This window comes from Kitasatospora sp. NPDC089797 (assembly GCF_040684795.1).
Classification (GTDB): Bacteria; Actinomycetota; Actinomycetes; order Streptomycetales; family Streptomycetaceae; genus Kitasatospora.
On sequence record NZ_JBFBGS010000017.1, the window covers coordinates 109,596 to 129,273 of the forward strand.

Consider the following 19,678-nt stretch of genomic DNA (forward strand, 5'->3'; position numbering starts at 1 on the left):
ACATGCGCGAGACACCCGATGACCTCCGGCGGCTGCAGGCCCTGCTCGACGCCTCGCGGGCACGGTCGACGGCACACCTGCGGTCGATCATCAGCGACGACCGGACACTCACCGCCGAGCAGCTCACCGGTGTGCTCACCGGGATGTGCACGCTCGCGCTGTCGACCGTGACGGCGAAGGGCGAGCCGCGGATCAGCGCGGTGGACGGGCACTTCCTGCGCGGGAGGTGGCACTTCGGGACGGCGCGCGGGGCCGCCAAGGCCCGGCACCTGGCGGCGCGGCCCGCCGTCAGCGCGGCGCACCTGCGCGGGGAGGACCTGGGGGTGTTCACCCACGGCACGGTGGAGGTGCTCAACCCCCTGGACGGTGAACCGGCGGCGGACTGGCCGGAGTTGCTGGCGTACTTCCAGGAGTTCTACGGCGCGGACGCCTTCGACTGGGAGCGGGACGTCGTCTACTACCGGCTGCACCCGTCGTGGACGGCCGTGTTCGCACCGGACCTCGACCGGCTGACCGGTACGGCCGAGGGGCCGGCGGGCGGACGGGGCTGACGTGCCGCGAGAATGGCCTCGTCACACGGCGGGAAGCGGACGGAAGGGGACGGCGTGCGGGCGAGTCGGACGATCGCGCTGCTGCTGCTCCTCCAGTCCCGGCGCGCGCTGACCGCCGCGGAGCTCGCCGCCGAGCTGGAGGTCTCCGAGCGCACCGTGCAGCGGGACGTCGCCGCGCTGGCCGAGGCCGGGGTGCCGGTGTTCGCCGAGCGCGGCCGGGGCGGGGGCTACCGGCTCGTCGACGGCTACCGCACCCGCCTCACCGGCCTGGAGCGCGCCGAGGCCGAGGTGCTCCACCTGGCCGGACTCCCCGGCCCGCTGCGGGACATGGGCCTGGCCGGTCCGGCCCTGGCCGCCCGGCTGAAGGTCGCGGCCGCCCTGGGCGAGGCCCCCGCGGCGGCGGCCCGGAGGTTCCACCTCGACGCCCCGGCCTGGTTCCGGGAGGCCGGGCCCCCGCCGCTGCTCGCCGAGGTGGCGCGCGCCGTGTGGGAGGAGCGGGTGCTGCGCGGCCGGTACGCGGCGCGCGGCGGCACCCGGGAGCGGCGGTTGGAGCCGTACGGCCTGGTGCTGAAGGCCGGGCAGTGGTACCTCGCGGCGCGCGGCCCGACCGGCCGGGTCGGCTCGTACCGGGTCGACCGCTTCGAGACCGCCGAGGCCGGCGCGGAGCGGTTCGAGCGCGACCCGGAGTTCGACCTGGCCGGCTACTGGGCCGCGGCGGCGGCGGAGTTCACCCGCTCGATGCTGCGCGAGCGGGCCGTGGTGCGCCTCAGCCCGCTCGCCGTCGAGCAGTTGCCCGTCCTGCTGGAGGCGACCGCCGCCGCCGACGCCCTCGCCACCGCCGGCCCGCCGGACGCCGAGGGCTGGGTCACCGTGACCCTGCCGGTCGAGTCCTGGGAGATCGGCTACCTCGAACTCCTGCGCCTCGGTCCGGAGGCCGAGGTGCTCCGGCCGCCGGAGCTGCGGGCCCGCCTGGCCGCGGCGACCCGCCGGGCGGCGGCGCTGTACGACTGACCGGCCAGCCGTCGGTCAGGACCGGGGGCCGACCGGCCGGCCTTCAGGATCGGGGCCGATGGCGGTCGGTCAGGACCGGGGGGCCGCGGGCGGCGCGCCGTCGACGGCGGCGCGGTAGAGCGCCCGGGTGGCGGCGCCGAAGTGGGCACTGTAGGACACCTGCGGGGTGTTGCCGCCGGTGTGGTAGCCGCCGATCAGCCCGATCACCGCCCAGCCGTCGAACCAGGGCAGCAGCATCGGCCCGCCGCTCGTCCCGCTGGTGAAGGCGTCGCAGGCGATCCGCGGGAAGGTGCCGGGCTCGGCCGGGTCGTCGCTGGCCCACGCGGTGGTCCAGCTCCAGCAGCCGAGCGGCTTCTCCGCGCCGGCCGGGTAGCCGATCATCCGGACCGGGGCGTGGACGTCGCCGGTGCCGGTGAGCAGCCGGACCCCGCCGGTGGCGTCCTCCAGGAGTTCGCCGTCCCGGTCGGGGCCGGTGACCGCGAAGGCGACGTCGTACTCGGCGCCCGCGTGCGGGCCCAGGTCGTAGTACTCCTGCGCGACGTACACCCCGTCGGCGACGACCGGGAAGATCCCGAACGGCTTCAGCCCGTCGTGGTACTGCGGCACGAACCCCAGGTGGCGCAGCGGGGAGCGGCCCGCGTACCCCTTGAGGCAGTGGCCCGCGCTCAGCACCAGGTCCCGGCCGGGGCTGCGGACCACCGAGCCGCTGCAGGTGCGGCCGGCGCCGGTGGCATCGGTCCAGAAGAACGCCCCGGCCTGCGGGATGCCGTCGAAGCTGCGGCTCGGCGGGATGAACTCCCCCGGCCGCGGCCCGTCCGCCGTGGGCGCGGGGGCGACGGCCGTCGGTGCGGCGCGGTCCTGGTCGGCGGGCAGCGCGGCCGCCATCCGGGCGGGGGTCCAGTAGGCGCCGAGCTCGGTGGCGGCCGCGGCGCCCGCCGGGGCCGCGGCGGAGGCGGCCGGGGCGAGGCCGGCGGACAGCAGGGCGGCGACCGCCAGCACGGCGGCCTGGCGGATCCTTCTGATCCCGGGCATCGTCAACTTCCTCTCACGACGGCGAGGTTGGCATGACCATCGTCACCGCCGGCGCCGGGCCGCGCCCGAAGAGCGGCGGAAACCGGTTCAGTCCGTACGTCCGCCGCGCTGCCGCGTCCAGCGCCGGAGACGAGCCAGGCTCAGCTCGACGGTGTTGACGGAGTCCCGGATCCGGTCCCGGTGCCGGCCGTGGCCGACCAGGTCGCTGAGGTGGTCGCGGACCTCCGCCACCAGGTCGCCGATCAGCACCAGGATGGTCGCGGTGGTGACCTCCTTGCCGGTCACCGAGCCGATGGCCCAGTCCGCCTCGGCCCCGAGCTCGACGAGCAGCACCACCAGGATCAGGACGACCCAGATCGCGGTCCGCTTCAGGAACACGACCAGGTTGACGCTCTCCAGCCGCACCGCGAGCCCGGTGCTCGCCAGCAGCACCACGCCCGCGGCGATGGCCAGCGCCCGCCACGACTGCCCTCCCATGTCGAGCGCGAGCGCCAGCACCACCAGGACCCACGCGGTGCCCTGGATCAACGCCCGCTCGGTGTACGGCGGTGCCGCGGCGTGTTCCCCGACCGTTGCCATTCCGATCCCCCCTGACTGCCCGACGGTTTCCATCGGTGAGTGCAACGCCCGGGGTGCCGGTCGGACAGCGCCGCCGGTGTCAGGATGCCGTCAAGCCGGGCGCGTGCCCGTCGGAACGCGCCCCCGCTCAGCGCTGCTGCGCGCCCCCGGTGCTCTGGTCGGCCGCCGTCGGCGGGGCGTAGAGCTCCAGCTGCATGCCCCAGGGGGCGGTGAAGTAGACCCAGCGGGTGCCCGCCACCGGGTGGCCGGCCTGGATGGTCTGCGGCTCGCCGAGGACCTCGACGCCCCGGGCGCGCAGGAACGCCGCCGCGGCGTCGACGTCGGAGACCCGCAGGGCCAGGTGGTGGCCGCCCCAGTCGCTGTTGGCGGGCAGCGTGCGGCGCTGTCCGGGCGCCTGGTACTCGAACAGTTCCAGTTCCAGGCCGTCCGGGAGGCGGACCACCGCCACGTCGGCGCGGGCGCGCGGGTGGACGCCGAGGTGGCGGCGCATCCAGTCGCCGTCCCGGTCCTCCACCGGCCCGGCCCGGTAGAGCTCCCGGCCGCCGATCAGGGTGGTGAAGAACTCGACGGCCCGGTCGAGGTCCGGCACGGTGTAGGCGGCGTGGTGGGCGCCGAGCAGGCCCGGCAGGGTGGCGGTCACGGCTGGAGCTCCGGGGTGGTCGCAGGGGCGGGGACGGGCGCGGGCGCGGGTTTCCGGGCCCGGTGGATCAGCGCGGCCAGCACGGCGGCCAGCACCAGCAGCAGCGGCACCAGCAGGTACCCGACGCTCGGGTTGATCCGGTCGGACAGCGCGGCGAGCAGCATCGGGGCGGCACCGAACGCCGTCCCGGAGGCGTAGCCCATCCGGCTGGACGCGGCGTCGACGCCGTTGGTCGCGGTGGACAGCACCAGCACGATGGCCATCGGGAACTGCAGGGCCATCCCGAGCCCGCACAGCACCAGCCCGGTCACCGCGACGGCGGGCACGGTCGAGGCCCAGAACAGGGCGAAGCCGACCGCGGACACCCCGAGCGAGCCGATCAGCACCACCGGCGCGGCGAACCGCAGGGTGAACCGGGCGCCGAACAGCCGGCCCACGAAGATCCCGACCACCAGGGCCGAGCCGGCCGCCGTCGCCCCGGCGGGGCTCACCCCGGCGTGCCCCTGGAGGTAGTCGGACTGCCACTGGGTCAGGCACATCTCCACCCCGGCGACCGCGACGATCACACCGAGCGCGGCCAGGAACAGCGGCAGGCTGCCCCCCGGCGCGGGCTCTCCCCCCGGAGCCGGCCGCACCGGGGGCGCCGGTTCGGCGGCCGGTGACGGCCCCTCCGGCAGCGGGGTGCGCAGCACCCGGCCGAGCAGCACCACCGCCAGCACCAGCACCGCCGTCAGCGCGATCCCCGGGCGCCAGCCGAAGCCCGCGTCGACCAGGGCCGCGGTGACCAGCGGCGCCAGCAGTCCCATGCCGGACATCGCGGCGTTGGCCTCGCTGATCGCGGCCGGCCCGGCCGCGCCGTGGTGGTCGCTGAGCGAGGGCCAGATCGCGGTCAGCGTCAGGCAGCCGCAGAACGCGGTCAGCAGCGTCGCGCCGAGCGTCTGCACGGTGCCGTGGGCGAGGGCCAGGGCGAGCGACCCGACGGCCACACTGCCGATCGCCCCCCAGAGGGTCCGGCCGCGCCCGAACCGGGCGACGAGCCGGGGGAACAGCGGCGCGCACAGCAGCATCGCCACCGAGAAGGCGGTGCCGTGCAGGCTGGCGACGAACCGGCTGGTGTGCTGCTCCTCGCGCAGCAGCGGCACCAGCGGGCCGAACCCGTAGAGGAAGTACCCGTACGCGGCGATCTGCGCGTAGAGCAGCCATGTGGTGGCGTCCCTGGTCATTCGAGGCATTGGCCGAAGCTAACCGGCGCCGGCGGCGGGTGTCTGTACGCCGCTGTGGTACCCGGACGGGTACCACAGCCGACCGCCGCTTCGGCCGTGCCGCCGCCCGCGCCCGCCGTGCCAGCATCGCCCTCCTGACCGAGCGGCAGGCCCGAGCGGCAGACCACGGAGGGAGCCCGGGATGGACGCGGTACACGTGAGCGGAGCGGTGATGACCCACCCCCGCCGCGCCGAGCTGGCACGGGAGTTGATCGACCGGTGCCGGCCGGAGGAGCTGGACCTGGTGCTCGACCCGGAGCCGGACGGCCCCCCGACCGGCCTGCGCACCGCCGTCCGGGCGTGGTCCTCGGTGCCCGCCGGCGCCACCCACCACCTGGTCCTCCAGGACGACGCGGTGCTCACCCCGGACTTCTTCGACCACGTCCGGGCGGCGGCCCGCGCGGTGCCCGACGCGGCGCTCGCCTTCTACACCCACTGGCAGTCCCGCAACGCCGCGGCCGTCCGGCTGGCCGTGCTCTCCGGGCACCGCTGGGCGCCCGCGACCGCCGAGTACACCCCGACGGTGGTGCTGCTGCTGCCCGCGGCCGTCGCGGACGGCTTCGCCGGGTACGCCCGGCAGCACGGCGCCACCTGGGCGGACGACGTGGTGATGAGCCGCTACCTGCGCGCCGCCGGGGTGCCCGCCTACCTGGCCGCGCCCAACCTCGCCGACCACGCCGACGTGCCCAGCATGCACGCCAACGGCGGTCACGGGCCGCGCCGTTCGGCCTGTTTCGCCGCGCTGCCGGCCGGCACCTCCTGGGAACTCACCGACGGGGCCGCCCGGTTGGACGCCGTCCCGTTCTTCAAGCACGGCCGGGCCCAGGTCGCCACCCGGCTCCCGGACGGCCGCTGGGCGGGCGTCGAGGCCCGCCGCTACCTGGGCCGCCTGGGCCTCGACCCGGACGGGGCCGCCAAGCGGCTCGGCGAGCTGCTCGCCGCGCCCGGGCCCGACACCGGCGTCCTGGCGGCGGAGCTGGACCGGCCCGCCCTGGAGGCGCACTGGCAGACGGCCCTGCTGATGGGCGTGGTCACCGCCACCCGCACCCGGGCCGCCGCCGAGCCCGACGGCGCGCTCGCCGACCTCGCGCTCGGCACCCTCGGCGCGGGCGGCCTGTGCACCCGCTTCGGCGACGACGGGCTGAACCGGCTGCGTCCCGGGCTGCTGGAGCTCGCCCGGGCCGGGTACGCCGAGGGCTTGGCGGTCGGGGCCCGGCTCGGCCGCGCTCCCGGCGGGGGCGGACCGGCCCGCCCGGCGCGGCCGCACCGGGTCGTGGTCGCCGCCCAAGGCGGCCCGGACGCCGCGGAGTTGGCGGGCGCGCTGGCCCGGGGGCTGGCGGACGGCGGCTGGGAGGTCACCCGGTGGGACGCCGCGGACACCCCCTACCCCGGGGTCGCCCCGGCCGAGCCGGGCACCGGTCTGACGGGCGCCACGGCGCTGCTCCAGGTCCTGGACGGCGACGACCCGACGCCGGCGGCCGCGCTCGCCCGGCAGGCGCGCCGCGCGGGCGTCGGCCGGACGGTGCTGGTCACCGACGGGGCGCTGCCGTCGGCCCCGGACCCCGACGGCGCGACCGTGCTGCGCACCGGACTGGTCTACGGCCCGGGCGTCCGGAGCGGCTCGGTGCTGGAGCGGGCCGTCCGGGACTCGCTGCTGGCCCGGCCGATCCGGGTGGCCGAGCAGCCCGGACGGCGCTGGCGGCCGGTCTTCGTCGACGACCTCACCGAGGCCGTCGACCGGGCCCTGCGGCTGCCCGCCGCCGACCGGCCGCTGGACGTCGGGGGCACCGAGCCGCTCAGCGCCGTCCAACTGGCCGAGGCCGCCGCGGCGGCGGTCCGGCCGGTGCCGGTGGAGACCGTCCCCGACGGTGCGCCGGCCGCCCGCACGGACCCGACGGAGCCGGACGCCGCGACGGCCTCCCCCGACCCGACGGCCTCCCCCGACCCGACGGAAGCCCCGGCCCCGGCGGCTCCGACCGCCCAGGACGCCGCGACGGTGCTCGGCTGGCACCCGCGCACCCCGCTCGCGGACGGTCTGCGGGCCTGGTCCCAGTGGCTGGCGTACGAGGCCGACCCCCGCCCCGCCGACCCCCGCCCCGCCGACGCGCCCGGAGCCGGCCGGTGACCCCGCCCCAGCTGTCCGCCGAGGCCGCCAGCGTCCCCACCCCCGGCGGCGCCAACGAGGACCTGGTGCTCACCGGCCCCCGGTTCGCGCTCGTGCTGGACGGCGCGACCGCCGAGCCCGGCGCCAGCACCGGCTGCGGCCACGACGTCCGCTGGCTGGTCGCCGAGGTCGGTGTCCGGCTCGTCGGCGCGCTGCTGCGCGACCCGGACGCCGAGCGGCCGCTGCGCGAGTTGCTCCACGACGCGCTCACCGAACTCGCCGCCGCCCACGGCCGCACCTGCGACCTGGACAACCCATGCAGTCCCACCGCGACCCTCGCCCTGCTGCGGCTGGCCGGCGGCACCGTCCAGCACCTCGTGCTCGGCGACGCCACGGTCGCGCTGCGGGACCGCGCCGGCGGCGTCCAGGTCGTCACCGACGACCGGCTGGAGCGCCTGATCCACCTCCCCTGGGCCGAGTTGCGCCGCCACCGCAACCAGCCCGGCGGCTTCTGGGTGGCCGGCCCCCGGCCGGAGGCCGCCCGGCACGCGCTGACGGGCAGTGCCCCGGTGGCCGGGCTGGGCACCGCCGCGCTGCTGACCGACGGCGCCGCCCGGCTGGCCGAGCGCTTCGGCGCCACCTGGCCCGAACTCCTCGACCTGCTGGAACAGGAGGGCCCGCTGCACCTGGTGGAGCGCGTCCGCACCGCCGAACTGCGCACCGCGCCCGGTCGCCACCCCGGCAAGCACCAGGACGACGCCACCGCCGTGCTCTGCCGCTTCGAGCCCCAGGAGCACCACCCCGTCCACGCACCCCACGAAGGGCGGTGAGCGCCGTGGAGTACGACGGCCCGACCGAACCGTTCGGGATCGCCTTCGTCGGCTGCGGCTACGTCGCCGACCTCTACGCGGCGACCCTGCCCGACCACCCCTTCCTCCACCTGGTCGGCGTGCACGACCGCGACCCGGCCCGGGCCGCCGCCTTCACCGCCCTGCACGGGGTGCCCGCCTACCGGACGACCGCCGAGCTGCTCGCCGACCCCGCCGTCCGGGCCGTGGTCAACCTGACCAATCCCGGCAGCCACTACGAGGTGACCAGGGCCGCCCTGACGGCCGGCAAGCACGTCTACGTCGAGAAACCGCTCGCCCCCGACCTCGACCGGGCCCGCGAACTGGCCGCGCTGGCCGCCGGACGCGGCCTCCAACTCGCCTCGGCCCCCTGCGGGTTGCTCGGCGACGCCGCCCAGACCGCCTGGCGGGCACTGCGCGCGGGCCGGATCGGTACACCCCGGCTGGTCTACGCCGACCTGGACGACGGCCCGATCCTGCGGATGCCGTTCCGGGAGTGGATCAGCCCCTCGGGCGCGCCCTGGCCCTACCGGGACGAGTTCGAGACCGGCTGCACCCTGGAGCACGCCGGGTACTGGCTCACCTGGCTGACCGCCTTCTTCGGCCCGGTCCGCGAGGTGGCCGCGTTCGCCACCCGGGTCGCGCCCAATCCCCACGTCCCGGCGGGCACCGCGCTCGCGCCCGACTTCTCGCTGGCCTGCCTGAGCTTCGGCAGCGGCGTCACCGCCCGGCTGACCACCAGCATCCACGCGCCGAAGGACTACTCGCTGCGGGTCGTCGGCGACGAGGGGCTGCTCACCGTCGCCGACTCCTGGGACTACGACTCGCCCGTCACCGTCAGCCGTCACCCCGACGGCCCGGCCGAGGCCTGCCCGCCGGTCGCCGGCCCGGAGCGGCGCCACCGCTACCCCGGCACCCACTCGATGGACTTCGCCCGGGGCATCGCCGAACTCGCCGTCGCCGCGAGCGGGGCGCGGCCGTCCCGGCTGCCGCTGGACCACGCCCTGCACGTCCTCGAACTCACCCTGGCGATCGCCCAGGCCGGGCCCGGCCGCGTGACCCGGCCCACCACCACCTTCGCGCCCGTGGCGCCCCTGCCGTGGGGCCTCGGACCCGGCGAACCGGCCGCGGCCGGCACCGCCGCCGACACCGCCGACACCGCCGCCACCGCCGCCGCCACCGCCATGGAGAACGGAGCACCGCGATGAGGAGACAGCTGCCACCGACACCGCCCGCGGCCGACCGGCCCCGGCTGTCGTTCGTCGGCACCGGCTACCTCGGCACCACCTACGCCGCCTGCTACGCCGAACTCGGCCACCGGGTGGTCGGCCTGGACACCGACCCGGCCAGGATCGCCGCACTCGCCGCCGGCGACCTGCCCTTCCACGAACCCGGCCTGGCCGACCTGCTGCGGCGCGGGCTGGACTCCGGCCGGCTGAGCTTCACCACCGATCCCGCGGTGGCCGCCGCCGGGGCCGAGGCGCACTTCCTCTGCGTCGGCACCCCGCAGCGCGCCGACGGCACCGGCGCCGACCTCGGCCAGGTCGCCTCCGCCGTCCGCGCGCTCGCCCCGCACCTGCACGGGCGCACCCTGGTCGTCGGCAAGTCGACCGTCCCGGTGGGCACCGCCGAGTGGGTGGAACGGCTGCTGCGCAAGCACGTGCCCGACGACGCGGACCCCGAGGTCGCCTGGTGCCCGGAGTTCCTGCGGGAGGGACGGGCCGTCGAGGACGTGCTGCGCCCGGACCGGATCGTGATCGGCGCACGCGGGCCCTGGGCGCGCGACACGCTGGCCCGGGTACACCGGGGCGTATACCGGCTGGCCGAGCAGGAGGGACGCGAAGTCCCCACCGTGCAGACCGACTTCGCCACCGCCGAGCTGGTGAAGTCGGCCGCCAACGCCTTCCTGGCGACCAAGATCTCGTTCATCAACGCGATGGCCGAGCTGTGCGAGGCGACCGGCGCCGACGTCGCCGGGCTCGCCGAGGCACTCGGCCACGACGGCCGGATCGGCCCGCGCTTCCTGCGCGCCGGGGTGGGCTTCGGCGGCGGCTGCCTGCCCAAGGACATCCGTGCCCTCCAGGCCCGCGCCCACCAGCTCGGGGCCGGTGCGGCGGTGCGCTTCCTGCACGAGGTGGACCTGATCAACCAGCGCCGCCGCGAACGCGTCCTGCAGCTGGCGGGGGAGCTGTTGGACTGCCTGGCGGGCCCGGCCGGCCCGGAACTGGCCGGCGCCCGGGTCGCCGTCCTGGGGGCCGCCTTCAAGCCGGACTCGGACGACGTCCGGGACGCCCCGGCGCTGGCGGTCGCCCGGATGCTGCACGGCGCCGGCGCCGAGGTGCGCGTCTACGACCCGCTCGGGCGGGACAACGCGCGCCGCAGCCACCCCGAACTCGGCTACGCCGACGGCCTGGAGCAGGCCTGCGCCGACGCCGACCTGGTCTGCGTGCTGACCGAGTGGCAGGAGTTCCGCGACGCGGACCCGGCCGCCCTGGCCCACCTGGTGAACGGACGGATCGTGATCGACGGCCGCAACTGCCTGGACCGGCGCGCCTGGCGCGCGGCCGGCTGGACGTACCGCGGCCTCGGCTGGAGGGAGACGGCGTGATGGCCGAGAAGCTGATCCTGGTGACCGGCGGAGCCGGTTTCGTCGGCGGCCGGTTGATCCGCCGACTGGTGGAGGCGGAACCGCGGGCCGAGATCGTCTCCGTGGACAACTACTTCACCGGCTCGCCCGCCCGGCACGTCGACCACCCCCGGGTGCGCTACCTGCACGGCAACACCGCCGACCTGGGCACGCTCTGGCCCGACCAGGGGCTGCGCCCGCCCGCCCTCGTCTACCACCTGGGCGAGTACTCGCGGATCCCGCAGTCCTTCCAGGAGCCGGAGCGGGTCTGGGAGTTCAACCTGCTGGGCACCCGGGAGGTGGTCCGGTTCTGCCGCCTGCACGGCGCCCGGCTGGTCTACGCCGGCTCCAGTTCGAAGTTCGGCAACGACGGCCGGGACGAGCACCTCAACCCGTACGCCTGGACGAAGGCGAAGAACATCGAGTACATCCGCAACACCGCGGACTGGTTCGGCCTGGACCACGTGATCACGTACTTCTACAACGTGTACGGCCCCGGCCAGATCGCCTCCGGCTCGTACGCCACCGTGATCGGCATCTTCGAGCAGCAGTACCTGGCCGGGCTGCCCCTGACGGTGGTCGAACCGGGCACCCAGAGCCGCGACTTCACCCACATCGACGACGTCGTCGAGGGCCTGCTGCTGTGCGCGGAGCGCGGCTCCGGGGACGGCTACCTGCTCGGCCGCGGCGAGGAGCACCAACTGATCGAGGTGGCCAGGATGTTCGGCGGCGAGATCGCCATGGTCCCGGCCCGCCGGGGCGAGCGCACCAGCGGGCGGGCGGACGGCTCCCGCTCCCGGGAGCTCGGCTGGGAGCCGAGGATCTCCCTGCCGGACTACATCGCGGAGTTCGTCACGGCCCGCGGGCCGGCCTCGACCTCCTGCTCGCCCGCCGGGCTCACGATGCCGTAGCGCAGCGCGATCGCCACCGCCAGGGTGCGGTTCTGGCAGTTGAGCTTGGCCAGCACCATGGTCACGTGGCGCTTGGCGCCGTGCACCGAGATGCCGAGCCGGGCGGCGATCTCCTTGTTGCTCAGCCCCTCCACCAGCAGGCCCAGGGTCTGCCGCTCCCGCCCGGTCAGCGCGCCGCCGGCCACCCCCGGCAGGGCGCCGGCCGGGCGGACGGCGGAGCGGTCGCGGGGCGGGCGGGGCAGCGGGCGGCCGCGGGCCGGGGGCCACGCGGGCCGCAGTACCAGGCGGCGCAGCGAGTCCGACAGCAGCGCGGTGGTCACCTGCTCCAGCGGCAGGTAGCCGTCCGCCCCGGCGGCCTCCCAGGCCTCGGGGCTGCGCGCGGCGGCGGCGTCCAGCAGCACCAGCAGCCGGCCGTCGCCGCGCGGGGCGGCCAGCAGCGCCCTGGCCCAGGGCGCCGCCTCCGCGACGCACACCAGCGCCACCACGTCGGCGTCCCACAGTTCGCCGACCGGCCCGAGCCGGTCCGGCGCCCGGGCCGAGGCCTCGGCCACCAGGGGCAGCGCGGCCAGCATCCCGGTGATGCCGTGCCGGTGCAGCTCGCTCTCCGCGACGACCGTCACCGCGAGGCCGTCCCCCGCGGTGCCCCCGTTCGCCGCGGTCACGAGCCGGCCGCCAACAGGTCCCGCCAGTGCCGGACGGCCGCCGGGTCGACCGGGCGGTCCCAACGGCCGTCCGGGCGGGCCCGGGTGCCGACGTGGAAGGCGTCGATCCCGCCGGCCCGCAGCGGTGCGACGTGCCGTTCCCGCAGCACCCCGCCGGCGATCAGCCGCGGGCCGGTGCCCGCGCGGGCGGCCCGCTCGGCGAGCAGCGTCGGGGTGCCCTCCTCGACGCCCTGCGGGCCGCCGGAGCTGAGCACCGAGTCCAGGCCGGGCAGGGTGCCGATCGCCGTCCAGGCCGCGGCCCGGTCGGCGGCGAAGTCGACGGCCTTGTGGAAGGTCCAGGGCCGTCCGTCCAGCACCTCCAGGACGGCTTCCACGGCGGGCAGGTCCACCGCGCCGTCCGGTCCGAGGAAGCCCAGCACGAACTCCTCGGCGCCGGCCCGCAGCAGCTCCCGGGCGCGCTCCCGGAGCAGCCGCGGATCCCCGGCGGCGAAGCCGTCCGCCTCCCGCAGCATCACCCGCACCGGCACGTCGACGGCCGCCCGCACCGCGCGCACCGTCCCCGCCGCCGGCGTGGTCCCCCAGCGCGCCATGTCGGTCACCAGTTCGATCCGATCCGCGCCCCCCAGCACAGCCGCCCGGGCGTCCAGCTCGTCCAAAGCGATGACTTCAAGAATTGGTCTAGACATGGGAAGAGCATGACACAGCCCGCCCCAGCGGGCCGAGGTGTTCACACGGCTCTTCCACCCTGCCGACAGCCCCAACTGACCCACCGTCACGGCAACCGGACAACCGTCGCCGAAGAGCGGACAACGCGGGCCGCACCGGCTTCGACCCGGCCCGCGGTGGGCAGCGTCCCGGGCGGGGGAACCCCGAACCGAGGAGGACACCATGCACCAGGACGGTCTGCACCAGGACGGAAGCCCGCGCCCCGGCAGCGGCGGACCCGGGGACGCCGGCCCCGACGACCGCTACCGCCGGTCCAACGCCTTCCTCGTCGACGAGGTCCTCGGCTTCCTCTACCCCGCCGCGCTCCGCGCCGCCGCCGACGTCGGCGTGGCCGACCACCTCGCCGACGGCCCCCGCACCCCCGCCGAACTCGCCGCCGCCACCGGTACCGACGCCCGCAACCTGTACCGGGTGCTGCGGCTGCTCGCCACCCGCGGCGTGGTGGCGGAGGACGAGGCGGGCCGGTTCGCCCTGACCGAGGCCGGGCAGGCCCTGCGCAGCGACGTCCCGCACTCCGCGCGCACCGCCGTCCAGATGCTCAGCGACCCCGCCATGTGGCGGCCCGCCGGGGAGTTGACCCGCTGTCTCACCGGGGGCGGCTCGGCCTTCGACGAGATCTTCGGCATACCCTTCTTCGACCACTTCGCCCGGGACGCGCGCACCGCCGCCGTCTTCCACGACGGCATGGCGGCGATGTCCGACGCCGAGAACGCCGTCCTCGCGGCCGCCTACGACTTCCCGTCCACCGGCACCGTCGTGGACATCGGCGGCGGCCACGGCGGCCTGCTGCTCGAGGTGCTGCGCCGCAACCCCGCGCTGGCCGGCGTCCTGTACGACCGCTCCCACGTGCTGGCCGGCCACCGCCTGGGCTCGGCCGGGGAGCTCGCCGGCCGCTGGACCCTGGCGGAGGGCGACTTCTTCGCCGCCGTGCCGCCCGGGGACGTCCTCCTGCTCAAGCGGATCACCCACGACTGGGACGACGCCAGGTGCGTCACCCTGCTCGAGCACTGCCGCCGCGCGCTGCACCCGGGCGGCCGCGTCCTGGTGCTGGACGCCGTGGTCCCGCAGGGCAACGCCCCGCACCAGTCCAAGGCGCTGGACCTGATGATGCTGGCCTCCCTCGACGGGCGGGAGCGCTCGGCGGAGGACTTCGCGGAACTCCTCGGGAAGGCCGGCCTGCGGCTGTCCCGGGTCGTCCCGACCCCGACGGTGCTCTCCGTGGTGGAGGCCGTCCCGGCCTGACCCGCTCGCGGCGGCCGGGGGCCCGACTGCCGGGGCCCCGGCCGCTGTTCAGGCCTTGGCCGCCGCCAGCACCGTGGCCGTCGTCACGACCTTGGCGAAGCGCTGGGCGTGCAGGGTGGTGGCCGTGGCCCGCGCGAGGTCGGCAGCGGCCACGGTGGTGCCGTCGGGGCCGGTCATGTCGAAGGCGTGCATGGCGTCGGTCGGGAAGATCGCGTCGTAGCCGAGGTTGCCGGCCATCCGGGTGGTGGTCTCGCAGCACACGTTGGTGATCATCCCGCTGACCACCACCTGCCGGACGCCCCGCTGCTGGAGCCAGGCGTGCAGGTCGGGGGTGCCGTAGAAGGCGCTGTTCACGGTCTTGGTGATGTGCAGTTCCGGGGTGATCGCGGCGACGAAGTCCCGGAGCGGGTGGCCGGGCGTACCCGCGGCCAGCGGCCCGGCCGGGGCGGTGTGCTGCACGGTGACGATCGGGCGCCCGGTGGCCTGCCAGGCGTCGATCAGGTCGGCCATCCGCAGTTCGGCCTCCGGGTTGTCGCGGGGGCCGAAGTAGTCGTGCCGGTCGAAGCCCTGCTGGACGTCGATCAGCAGCAGCACGGCGTCGGGGTCGAGGGTGAGCGGGGCGTCGAAGGCGTCGGTGTTCGTCATGACGTTCATCCTGGTCGGCGCCCGAGGCCGGGCGTGAGGGGCGGGAATGCCACCCATCGATATATTCCTGCCATGCGAACGGTGGGCTGTGTGATCTTCGACGGTGTCCGGGCCTTCGACTACGCGGTGATCGGCGAGGTGTGGGCGGAGCGGTCGCCGCGCCCCGGGCTGCCCGCCTTCGAGCTGCGGGTCTGCGGACCGCAGGGCGCCCGGGTGCGGCTGGGCGGCGGCCTGGAACGGGTGCCCGATCACGGGCTGGACGCGCTCGCGGACTGCGATCTGGTCATGGTCCCCGGCGTCCAGGACCCGACCGCCGCCGCCGACCCCGCCGTGCTCGCCGCACTGCGCTCGGTCCGCGCCCGCGGGGTGCCCGTCGCCTCGCTCTGCGCGGGCGCCTTCGTGCTCGCCGAGGCCGGTCTGCTGGACGGCCGGGAGGCCACCACCCACTGGTCGCTCGCCGCCGAACTCGCCCGCCGCCACCCGGCGGTGACCGTCCGCCCCGAGGTGCTGTTCACCGGCGGCGACGGCCTGTGGACCTCGGCCGGGGTGGCGGCCGGCATCGACCTCTGCCTGCACCTGGTCCGTGCCGCCCACGGCCAGCAGGCCGCCGCCGCGATCGCCCGGTCCATGGTCACCGCGCCCTTCCGGGCCGGCGGCCAGGCCCAGTTCATCCCCAGCCCGGTGCCCGGATCCGCGGTGGACGACCCGCTGGCCGGGGTCCGCGCCCGGATCCTCGCCGACCTCGACACCCCGTGGACGGTCAGCCGGATGGCCGCCGACGCCCTGATGTCGGAGCGCACCTTCGCCCGCCGCTTCACCGCCGCCACCGGCACCACCCCGCTGCGCTGGCTGCTCGACCAGCGCATCCTGGCCGCCCAACGGCTGCTGGAGGAGTCCGACCTGCCGGTGGACGCCGTCGCCACCCGCTGCGGCTTCGGCTCGGCGGTCTCCCTCCGCCCGGTCTTCACCTCCCGGGTCGGCGTCGCGCCCCGGGAGTACCGCCGGGCGTTCCGCGGCCGGGAGGACGGCTAGGCCGACGCCCGCACGCCCGCACGCCCGGGCGGCGGCCGGCGCATGCTGCCGACCGCCGCCCGGGTGGGCCGGGGATCAGGGGGTGGTCAGCCCGAACCAGTACTCGAAGGTGTCAAGCAGCGCGTTGAGGGTGTCGAGGGGTTCGATGGTGCCGCTGGTGACGGTGAGTTCACCGGACTGCACCAGCTGCTGCGGGGTGGCCTCCCCGATCGCGAGGTTGTTCAGGCCGTCCCGGGTGACGGTGTAGGAGGCGTCCGTGTCGTGCGGCGCCGGCCCGGGAGTGTAGACCAGGACTCCGTTGCGCACCCGGACGGTGCAGTGGCCGGGGTCGTCGGCCAGGCCGCCGCTGATGTGGAAGCCGAGGGTGAGGGTGTGCGCGGCCGCCTCGGGTCCGTTGAGCCGGATGCCGACGTAGTCGAAGAGCATCTCCAGCGTCATGGCGGCCAGCGTCGGTGCGGTGATGATCTGTTGGGACGGCAGCCCCGGGGTGCCCTCGGCCGGCCGGGTGCGCAGCTCGTGGGCGGCGGCGAGGTAGAAGTTGCGCCACGGCCCGCTCTCGGCCTGGTAGCCGAGCTGCTCCAGGACGTCGGCCTCCAGGGTGCGGGCGTCGGTGTCGGTCGGGTCGGCGAAGACGGCGTGGCTGAGCAGTTCGGCCGCCCAGCGGTAGTCCTCGGCGCTGGTCGCGTTCTCGAAGGTCTTCCGGGCGACGTCCACCACCTTCGCGGCACCGCCCATCGCCTCGACGTAGCGCGGCCCGGCCTTCTCCGGGGGCAGGGTGTGCAGATGGGCGGCGTTGCCGTCGTACCAGCCCAGGTAGCGCTGGTAGACCGCCTTGCTGTCGTGGTTGACGGTGCCGTAGTAGCCGCGGTTGAACCACTGCCCGGTCAGGCTGTCGGGCATCTCGCCGTCGAGGTCCTCGCCGATCTCGGTGATCGTCCGGCCGTGGTTGGCCAGCCGCAGCGACTGGTCGTGGAGGTAGCGGTACAGGTCCGCCTGGCTGGTGAGGAAGGAGACGATCGCGTCCGGCGCCTCGTCGGTGTTCCAGCGGGGCCAGAAGTGGCTGGCGAACAGCGTCGTCGCGCGCTCGCCGTACCACTCGATGGACTGGTTGAGGTACTGCGACCAGGCCTTGGCGTCACGGACCTGGGCGCCGCGCAGGCTGTAGAGGTTGTGCAGGGTGGGCGTGGCGTTCTCGGCCATGCAGACGGCGCGGACGTCGGGCAGGTAGAAGTTCAGCTCGGCCGGGGCCTCGGTGCCCGGGGTGAGCTGGAACTCCAGGTTCACCGGCCCGAAGGTGACCACCTTGCCCCGCTCCGCGACCTCCGTGGTGACGGTGAAGGTCGGGGTCAACAGGCCGGACGAACCGGTCGAGTTGGTCTTGCCCAGCCCGGCGTCGACCTGTCCCTCGGCGGAGCGCTCCAGCAGCGCGCCGTACATGAACAGGGCGCGGCGCTGCATCGCGTTGCCGGCGTAGACGTTCTCGCTGACGGCGTGCTCCAGGAACCCGTCCGGGGCGATGACGTCCACGCCCTCCGGCAGCACCCCGCCCTCGAAGAGTCCCAACACCCCGCCGTAGTGGTCGATGTGGGAGTGGGTGAAGATCACCGCGCGGATCACCCGGTCCTGACCGCGGTGCGCCCGGTAGAGGTCGAGGGCGACCTTGGCACACTCCTCGCTGACCAGCGGGTCCACCACCACGATCTCCCGGGAGTCCCCCGTCGGGTCCTCCAGGAAGCTGATGTTGGAGAGGTCCATCCCGCGGACCTGGTAGACGGCGTTCGCCACGACCTCGTACAGGCCGGTGTTCATGTTCAGCAGCGCGTTGCGCCACAGGCTGGGGTTGACGGTGTCCGGCGCCTCCCCGGTCAGGAACGCGTACGGGCCGAGGCGCCAGGCGGGGAACTCGCCCCCCTCCCGTTCCACGGTGAGGTCCGCGGGCAGGGCCTCGATGAGCCCGCGGGCCGCGAGGGCGGCCTCCGGGTCCTGGTCCGGCGACGGGACGCTGATCGCGGCGTTCAGATCCGCCGTCAGCGAGGTCGCCGGCTGGGGCTTGCGCTGAGTGGAACCGGTCAAAGGACTTCCCTTCGTACGGCCGGGCGGGCCCGGCGCGGCTCTCCCCCGTGGTGACGGACCGCTCCACTCACGGACAGGCACCATGTGGGCGCGTTCCGTAATCGGTCCGGGCACGGATCATGTCAGGCCGTGACGGGCGTCACCAGGCCGCGAACCGGCCACCGCCCGCCTCGATCGCGCCAACACGGGCCCGAACTCCCAGGCCCGGACGGCGGAAAGGGTTCGCCGATCCGCCCGGGTGCACGACGGGGCGCGCGCAGCACGTCACCGACTCCCCCCGTGCGCCGGGGCCCTCGCCCCCGTCGCATGGTCCGCGACCCCGGCAGCCGCCGACCGCCGCCGGGGTGGGCCCCGTCGCCGAGCGGGCGTCAGGGCGCAGCGGGAGGCGGCGGGAAGCGGCCGCAACCGGACAGAATCAAACAGGGCCGCGCCCGCCGAGGTGACGCCCCTTCCGTCCCATCCGCAACGGGCCCCGGCGGGTACCACGAAGGCTGCGTGGGATTCTGTTCGTAAATGTTGACTCCTGGGCAACTCCGCTTCATATTGGCCGTGTTCACGCAAAGGCACCTTCCCTCTCCCTCGGCCCCCCGCGGGCCGGGATCCCCGAGGAGCCGGCATGTCCCCTGTGGCCCGGACGCACCGCCCGTCCCAACGCCCGCCGTCCGCCCGTCCGCTCACCGCCGCCGCACTGGGCCTCGCCGCCGCGCTCGCGCTCACGGCCTGCTCCACCGGCCAGGAGTCCGCCTCCGGTGCCGGCTCCGGCTCGGTCGCCCCGGTGAGCGGCAAGATCTCGATCACCTACCTCCAGAAGCAGGGCGACCAGGAGTACTTCGTCGGCGAGGCGGCCGGCGCCAAGGCCAAGGCCGCCGAACTCGGCGTCGACCTGCGGGTGGTGGACCTCGGCAGCGACGCCAACAAGACCGTCGGCGAAGTCCAGTCCGCCGTCGCCCAGAAGAGCAACGGGCTGATCGTCGTCGTCCCGGACCCGGCGGTCGGCCCCCAGGTCGTCCAGTTGGCCAAGGACGCCGGGGTCGCCCTGCTCACCTCGGACGACCAGGTCTGCGCCACCGGCCCCGACCCCGCCACGTGCGCCAAGGCCGACCTGGTGCCCCGGGTCGGCTTCTCCGGCGCCCAGATGGGCGCCGAGGTCGGCAAGCGGGCCGCCGAGGAGTTCACCAAGGCCGGCTGGAACCCGGCCGACACCCGGACCGTCTCCGCCTGGCAGCAGGACGTCACCGTCTGCGGCGACCGGGTCAAGGCCGCCAAGGACGCCTTCGCCGCGACCGTGCCCGGCGTGCGGAACATCGACGTGGCCACCGACAACACCCCGACCGGCGCCCAGGACAAGGTCGCGGCGACCCTCACCGCCAACCCCGGCGTCAAGCACTGGGTGGTCTGGGGCTGCAACGACGAGAACGTCCAGGGCGGCGTCACCGCCCTGCAGAACGCGGGCGTCTCCCCCGCCGACATCGACGGCGTCGGCCTGGGCGCCTACCTGGCCTGCAAGGACTGGGGCAGCGGCAAGCCCTCCGGGATGAAGGCCGCGCTGTTCATCAACGGCAAGGACGTCGGCGCGCTCGCCGTCCAGACGCTCTACGACCGGCTGAAGACCGGCAAGGCGATGCCCGCCGAGGCGTTCGCGCCGACGAAGATGGTCGACGCCGCGAGCTGGCAGTCCCTCGGCGTGCCCTGCAGCTGAGGCGTGCCCTGCAACCGGTGCGTGCCCCGCAACCG

18 protein-coding genes are annotated in these 19,678 nt (G+C 75.6%); 10 read left to right on the plus strand and 8 right to left on the minus strand.

Translation table 11 applies throughout. The features are described 5' to 3' along the window. Nucleotides 1-2: 2 nt before the first annotated feature. Both AB0O91_RS15905 and AB0O91_RS15910 read left to right on the plus strand, forming a co-directional pair. The gene (locus AB0O91_RS15905; RefSeq protein ID WP_363432642.1) at nucleotides 3-551 is read left to right on the plus strand and encodes a pyridoxamine 5'-phosphate oxidase family protein; all 549 of its coding nucleotides are present in this window, start codon (nucleotides 3-5) and stop codon (nucleotides 549-551) included. 54 nt (nucleotides 552-605) lie between these two features. Continuing rightward, the gene (locus AB0O91_RS15910) at nucleotides 606-1,562 is read left to right on the plus strand and encodes a transcriptional regulator (protein WP_363432645.1); all 957 of its coding nucleotides are present in this window, start codon (nucleotides 606-608) and stop codon (nucleotides 1,560-1,562) included. A 69-nt stretch (nucleotides 1,563-1,631) separates the two neighbouring features. Here the strand turns inward: AB0O91_RS15910 and AB0O91_RS15915 are convergent, their stop codons facing one another. The 4 genes from AB0O91_RS15915 to AB0O91_RS15930 all read right to left on the minus strand — a co-directional run bounded on the left by AB0O91_RS15915 (nucleotide 1,632) and on the right by AB0O91_RS15930 (nucleotide 5,036). Further along, complete coding sequence (locus AB0O91_RS15915) at nucleotides 1,632-2,594, minus strand: hypothetical protein (RefSeq protein ID WP_363432647.1); 963 nt, start codon at nucleotides 2,592-2,594, stop codon at nucleotides 1,632-1,634. An 87-nt stretch (nucleotides 2,595-2,681) separates the two neighbouring features. Continuing rightward, the gene (locus tag AB0O91_RS15920; RefSeq protein ID WP_363432650.1) at nucleotides 2,682-3,173 is read right to left on the minus strand and encodes a hypothetical protein; all 492 of its coding nucleotides are present in this window, start codon (nucleotides 3,171-3,173) and stop codon (nucleotides 2,682-2,684) included. 127 nt (nucleotides 3,174-3,300) lie between these two features. Further along, complete coding sequence (locus AB0O91_RS15925) at nucleotides 3,301-3,813, minus strand: VOC family protein (protein ID WP_363432653.1); 513 nt, start codon at nucleotides 3,811-3,813, stop codon at nucleotides 3,301-3,303. Further along, nucleotides 3,810-5,036, minus strand: coding sequence for an MFS transporter (locus AB0O91_RS15930; protein WP_363432655.1), 1,227 nt, complete (start codon nucleotides 5,034-5,036; stop codon nucleotides 3,810-3,812). Before AB0O91_RS15930 ends, AB0O91_RS15925 begins: the two co-directional genes overlap by 4 nt. 181 nt (nucleotides 5,037-5,217) lie before the next feature. Between AB0O91_RS15930 and AB0O91_RS15935 the strand changes: the two genes are divergently transcribed. From AB0O91_RS15935 to AB0O91_RS15955, 5 genes are read left to right on the plus strand one after another with little or no spacing between them, the layout of a single operon-like run. Beyond that, nucleotides 5,218-7,200, plus strand: a complete 1,983-nt coding sequence (locus AB0O91_RS15935) for a hypothetical protein (protein ID WP_363432658.1) — start codon at nucleotides 5,218-5,220, stop codon at nucleotides 7,198-7,200. Beyond that, nucleotides 7,197-8,009, plus strand: a complete 813-nt coding sequence (locus AB0O91_RS15940; RefSeq protein ID WP_363432661.1) for a protein phosphatase 2C domain-containing protein — start codon at nucleotides 7,197-7,199, stop codon at nucleotides 8,007-8,009. The genes AB0O91_RS15935 and AB0O91_RS15940 overlap by 4 nt, the downstream gene beginning before the upstream one ends. Continuing rightward, complete coding sequence (locus AB0O91_RS15945; protein ID WP_363432663.1) at nucleotides 8,006-9,235, plus strand: Gfo/Idh/MocA family oxidoreductase; 1,230 nt, start codon at nucleotides 8,006-8,008, stop codon at nucleotides 9,233-9,235. Before AB0O91_RS15940 ends, AB0O91_RS15945 begins: the two co-directional genes overlap by 4 nt. Then, nucleotides 9,232-10,635: a UDP-glucose/GDP-mannose dehydrogenase family protein gene (locus tag AB0O91_RS15950; protein ID WP_363432666.1), complete on the plus strand. Its 1,404-nt coding sequence runs from the start codon at nucleotides 9,232-9,234 to the stop codon at nucleotides 10,633-10,635. Before AB0O91_RS15945 ends, AB0O91_RS15950 begins: the two co-directional genes overlap by 4 nt. Further along, nucleotides 10,635-11,564 (plus strand): NAD-dependent epimerase/dehydratase family protein, encoded by a 930-nt coding sequence (locus AB0O91_RS15955; protein WP_363432669.1) that lies wholly within the window; start codon nucleotides 10,635-10,637, stop codon nucleotides 11,562-11,564. Before AB0O91_RS15950 ends, AB0O91_RS15955 begins: the two co-directional genes overlap by 1 nt. Here AB0O91_RS15955 and AB0O91_RS15960 read toward each other — a convergent pair. Continuing rightward, nucleotides 11,489-12,226 carry a LuxR C-terminal-related transcriptional regulator gene (locus AB0O91_RS15960; RefSeq protein WP_363432672.1) on the minus strand — a complete coding sequence of 246 codons (738 nt, stop codon included), beginning with the start codon at nucleotides 12,224-12,226 and terminating at the stop codon, nucleotides 11,489-11,491. The two genes, AB0O91_RS15955 and AB0O91_RS15960, sit on opposite strands and share 76 nt — an antisense overlap. Next, entirely contained in the window at nucleotides 12,223-12,912 is a 690-nt protein-coding gene (locus tag AB0O91_RS15965) for a copper homeostasis protein CutC (RefSeq protein WP_363432675.1), read from the minus strand. Before AB0O91_RS15965 ends, AB0O91_RS15960 begins: the two co-directional genes overlap by 4 nt. Before the next feature lie 202 nt (nucleotides 12,913-13,114). Here AB0O91_RS15965 and AB0O91_RS15970 point away from each other — a divergent pair, with 202 nt between their 5' ends. Then, the gene (locus tag AB0O91_RS15970; RefSeq protein ID WP_363432677.1) at nucleotides 13,115-14,194 is read left to right on the plus strand and encodes a methyltransferase; all 1,080 of its coding nucleotides are present in this window, start codon (nucleotides 13,115-13,117) and stop codon (nucleotides 14,192-14,194) included. A 48-nt stretch (nucleotides 14,195-14,242) separates the two neighbouring features. Here the strand turns inward: AB0O91_RS15970 and AB0O91_RS15975 are convergent, their stop codons facing one another. Beyond that, a complete protein-coding gene (locus AB0O91_RS15975; protein ID WP_363432679.1) occupies nucleotides 14,243-14,839 on the minus strand; it encodes an isochorismatase family protein in 597 nt (198 codons plus the stop codon). 72 nt (nucleotides 14,840-14,911) lie between these two features. Between AB0O91_RS15975 and AB0O91_RS15980 the strand changes: the two genes are divergently transcribed. Then, a complete protein-coding gene (locus AB0O91_RS15980; RefSeq protein WP_363432680.1) occupies nucleotides 14,912-15,871 on the plus strand; it encodes a helix-turn-helix domain-containing protein in 960 nt (319 codons plus the stop codon). A 75-nt stretch (nucleotides 15,872-15,946) separates the two neighbouring features. Here AB0O91_RS15980 and AB0O91_RS15985 read toward each other — a convergent pair whose 3' ends face one another. Next, a complete protein-coding gene (locus AB0O91_RS15985; RefSeq protein ID WP_363432683.1) occupies nucleotides 15,947-17,944 on the minus strand; it encodes an alkyl sulfatase dimerization domain-containing protein in 1,998 nt (665 codons plus the stop codon). Between the two features lie 616 nt (nucleotides 17,945-18,560). On the opposite strand from AB0O91_RS15985, the gene AB0O91_RS15990 reads away from it, so the two are divergent. Next, nucleotides 18,561-19,643 (plus strand): substrate-binding domain-containing protein, encoded by a 1,083-nt coding sequence (locus AB0O91_RS15990; protein WP_363432685.1) that lies wholly within the window; start codon nucleotides 18,561-18,563, stop codon nucleotides 19,641-19,643. Nucleotides 19,644-19,678 lie beyond the last annotated feature (35 nt).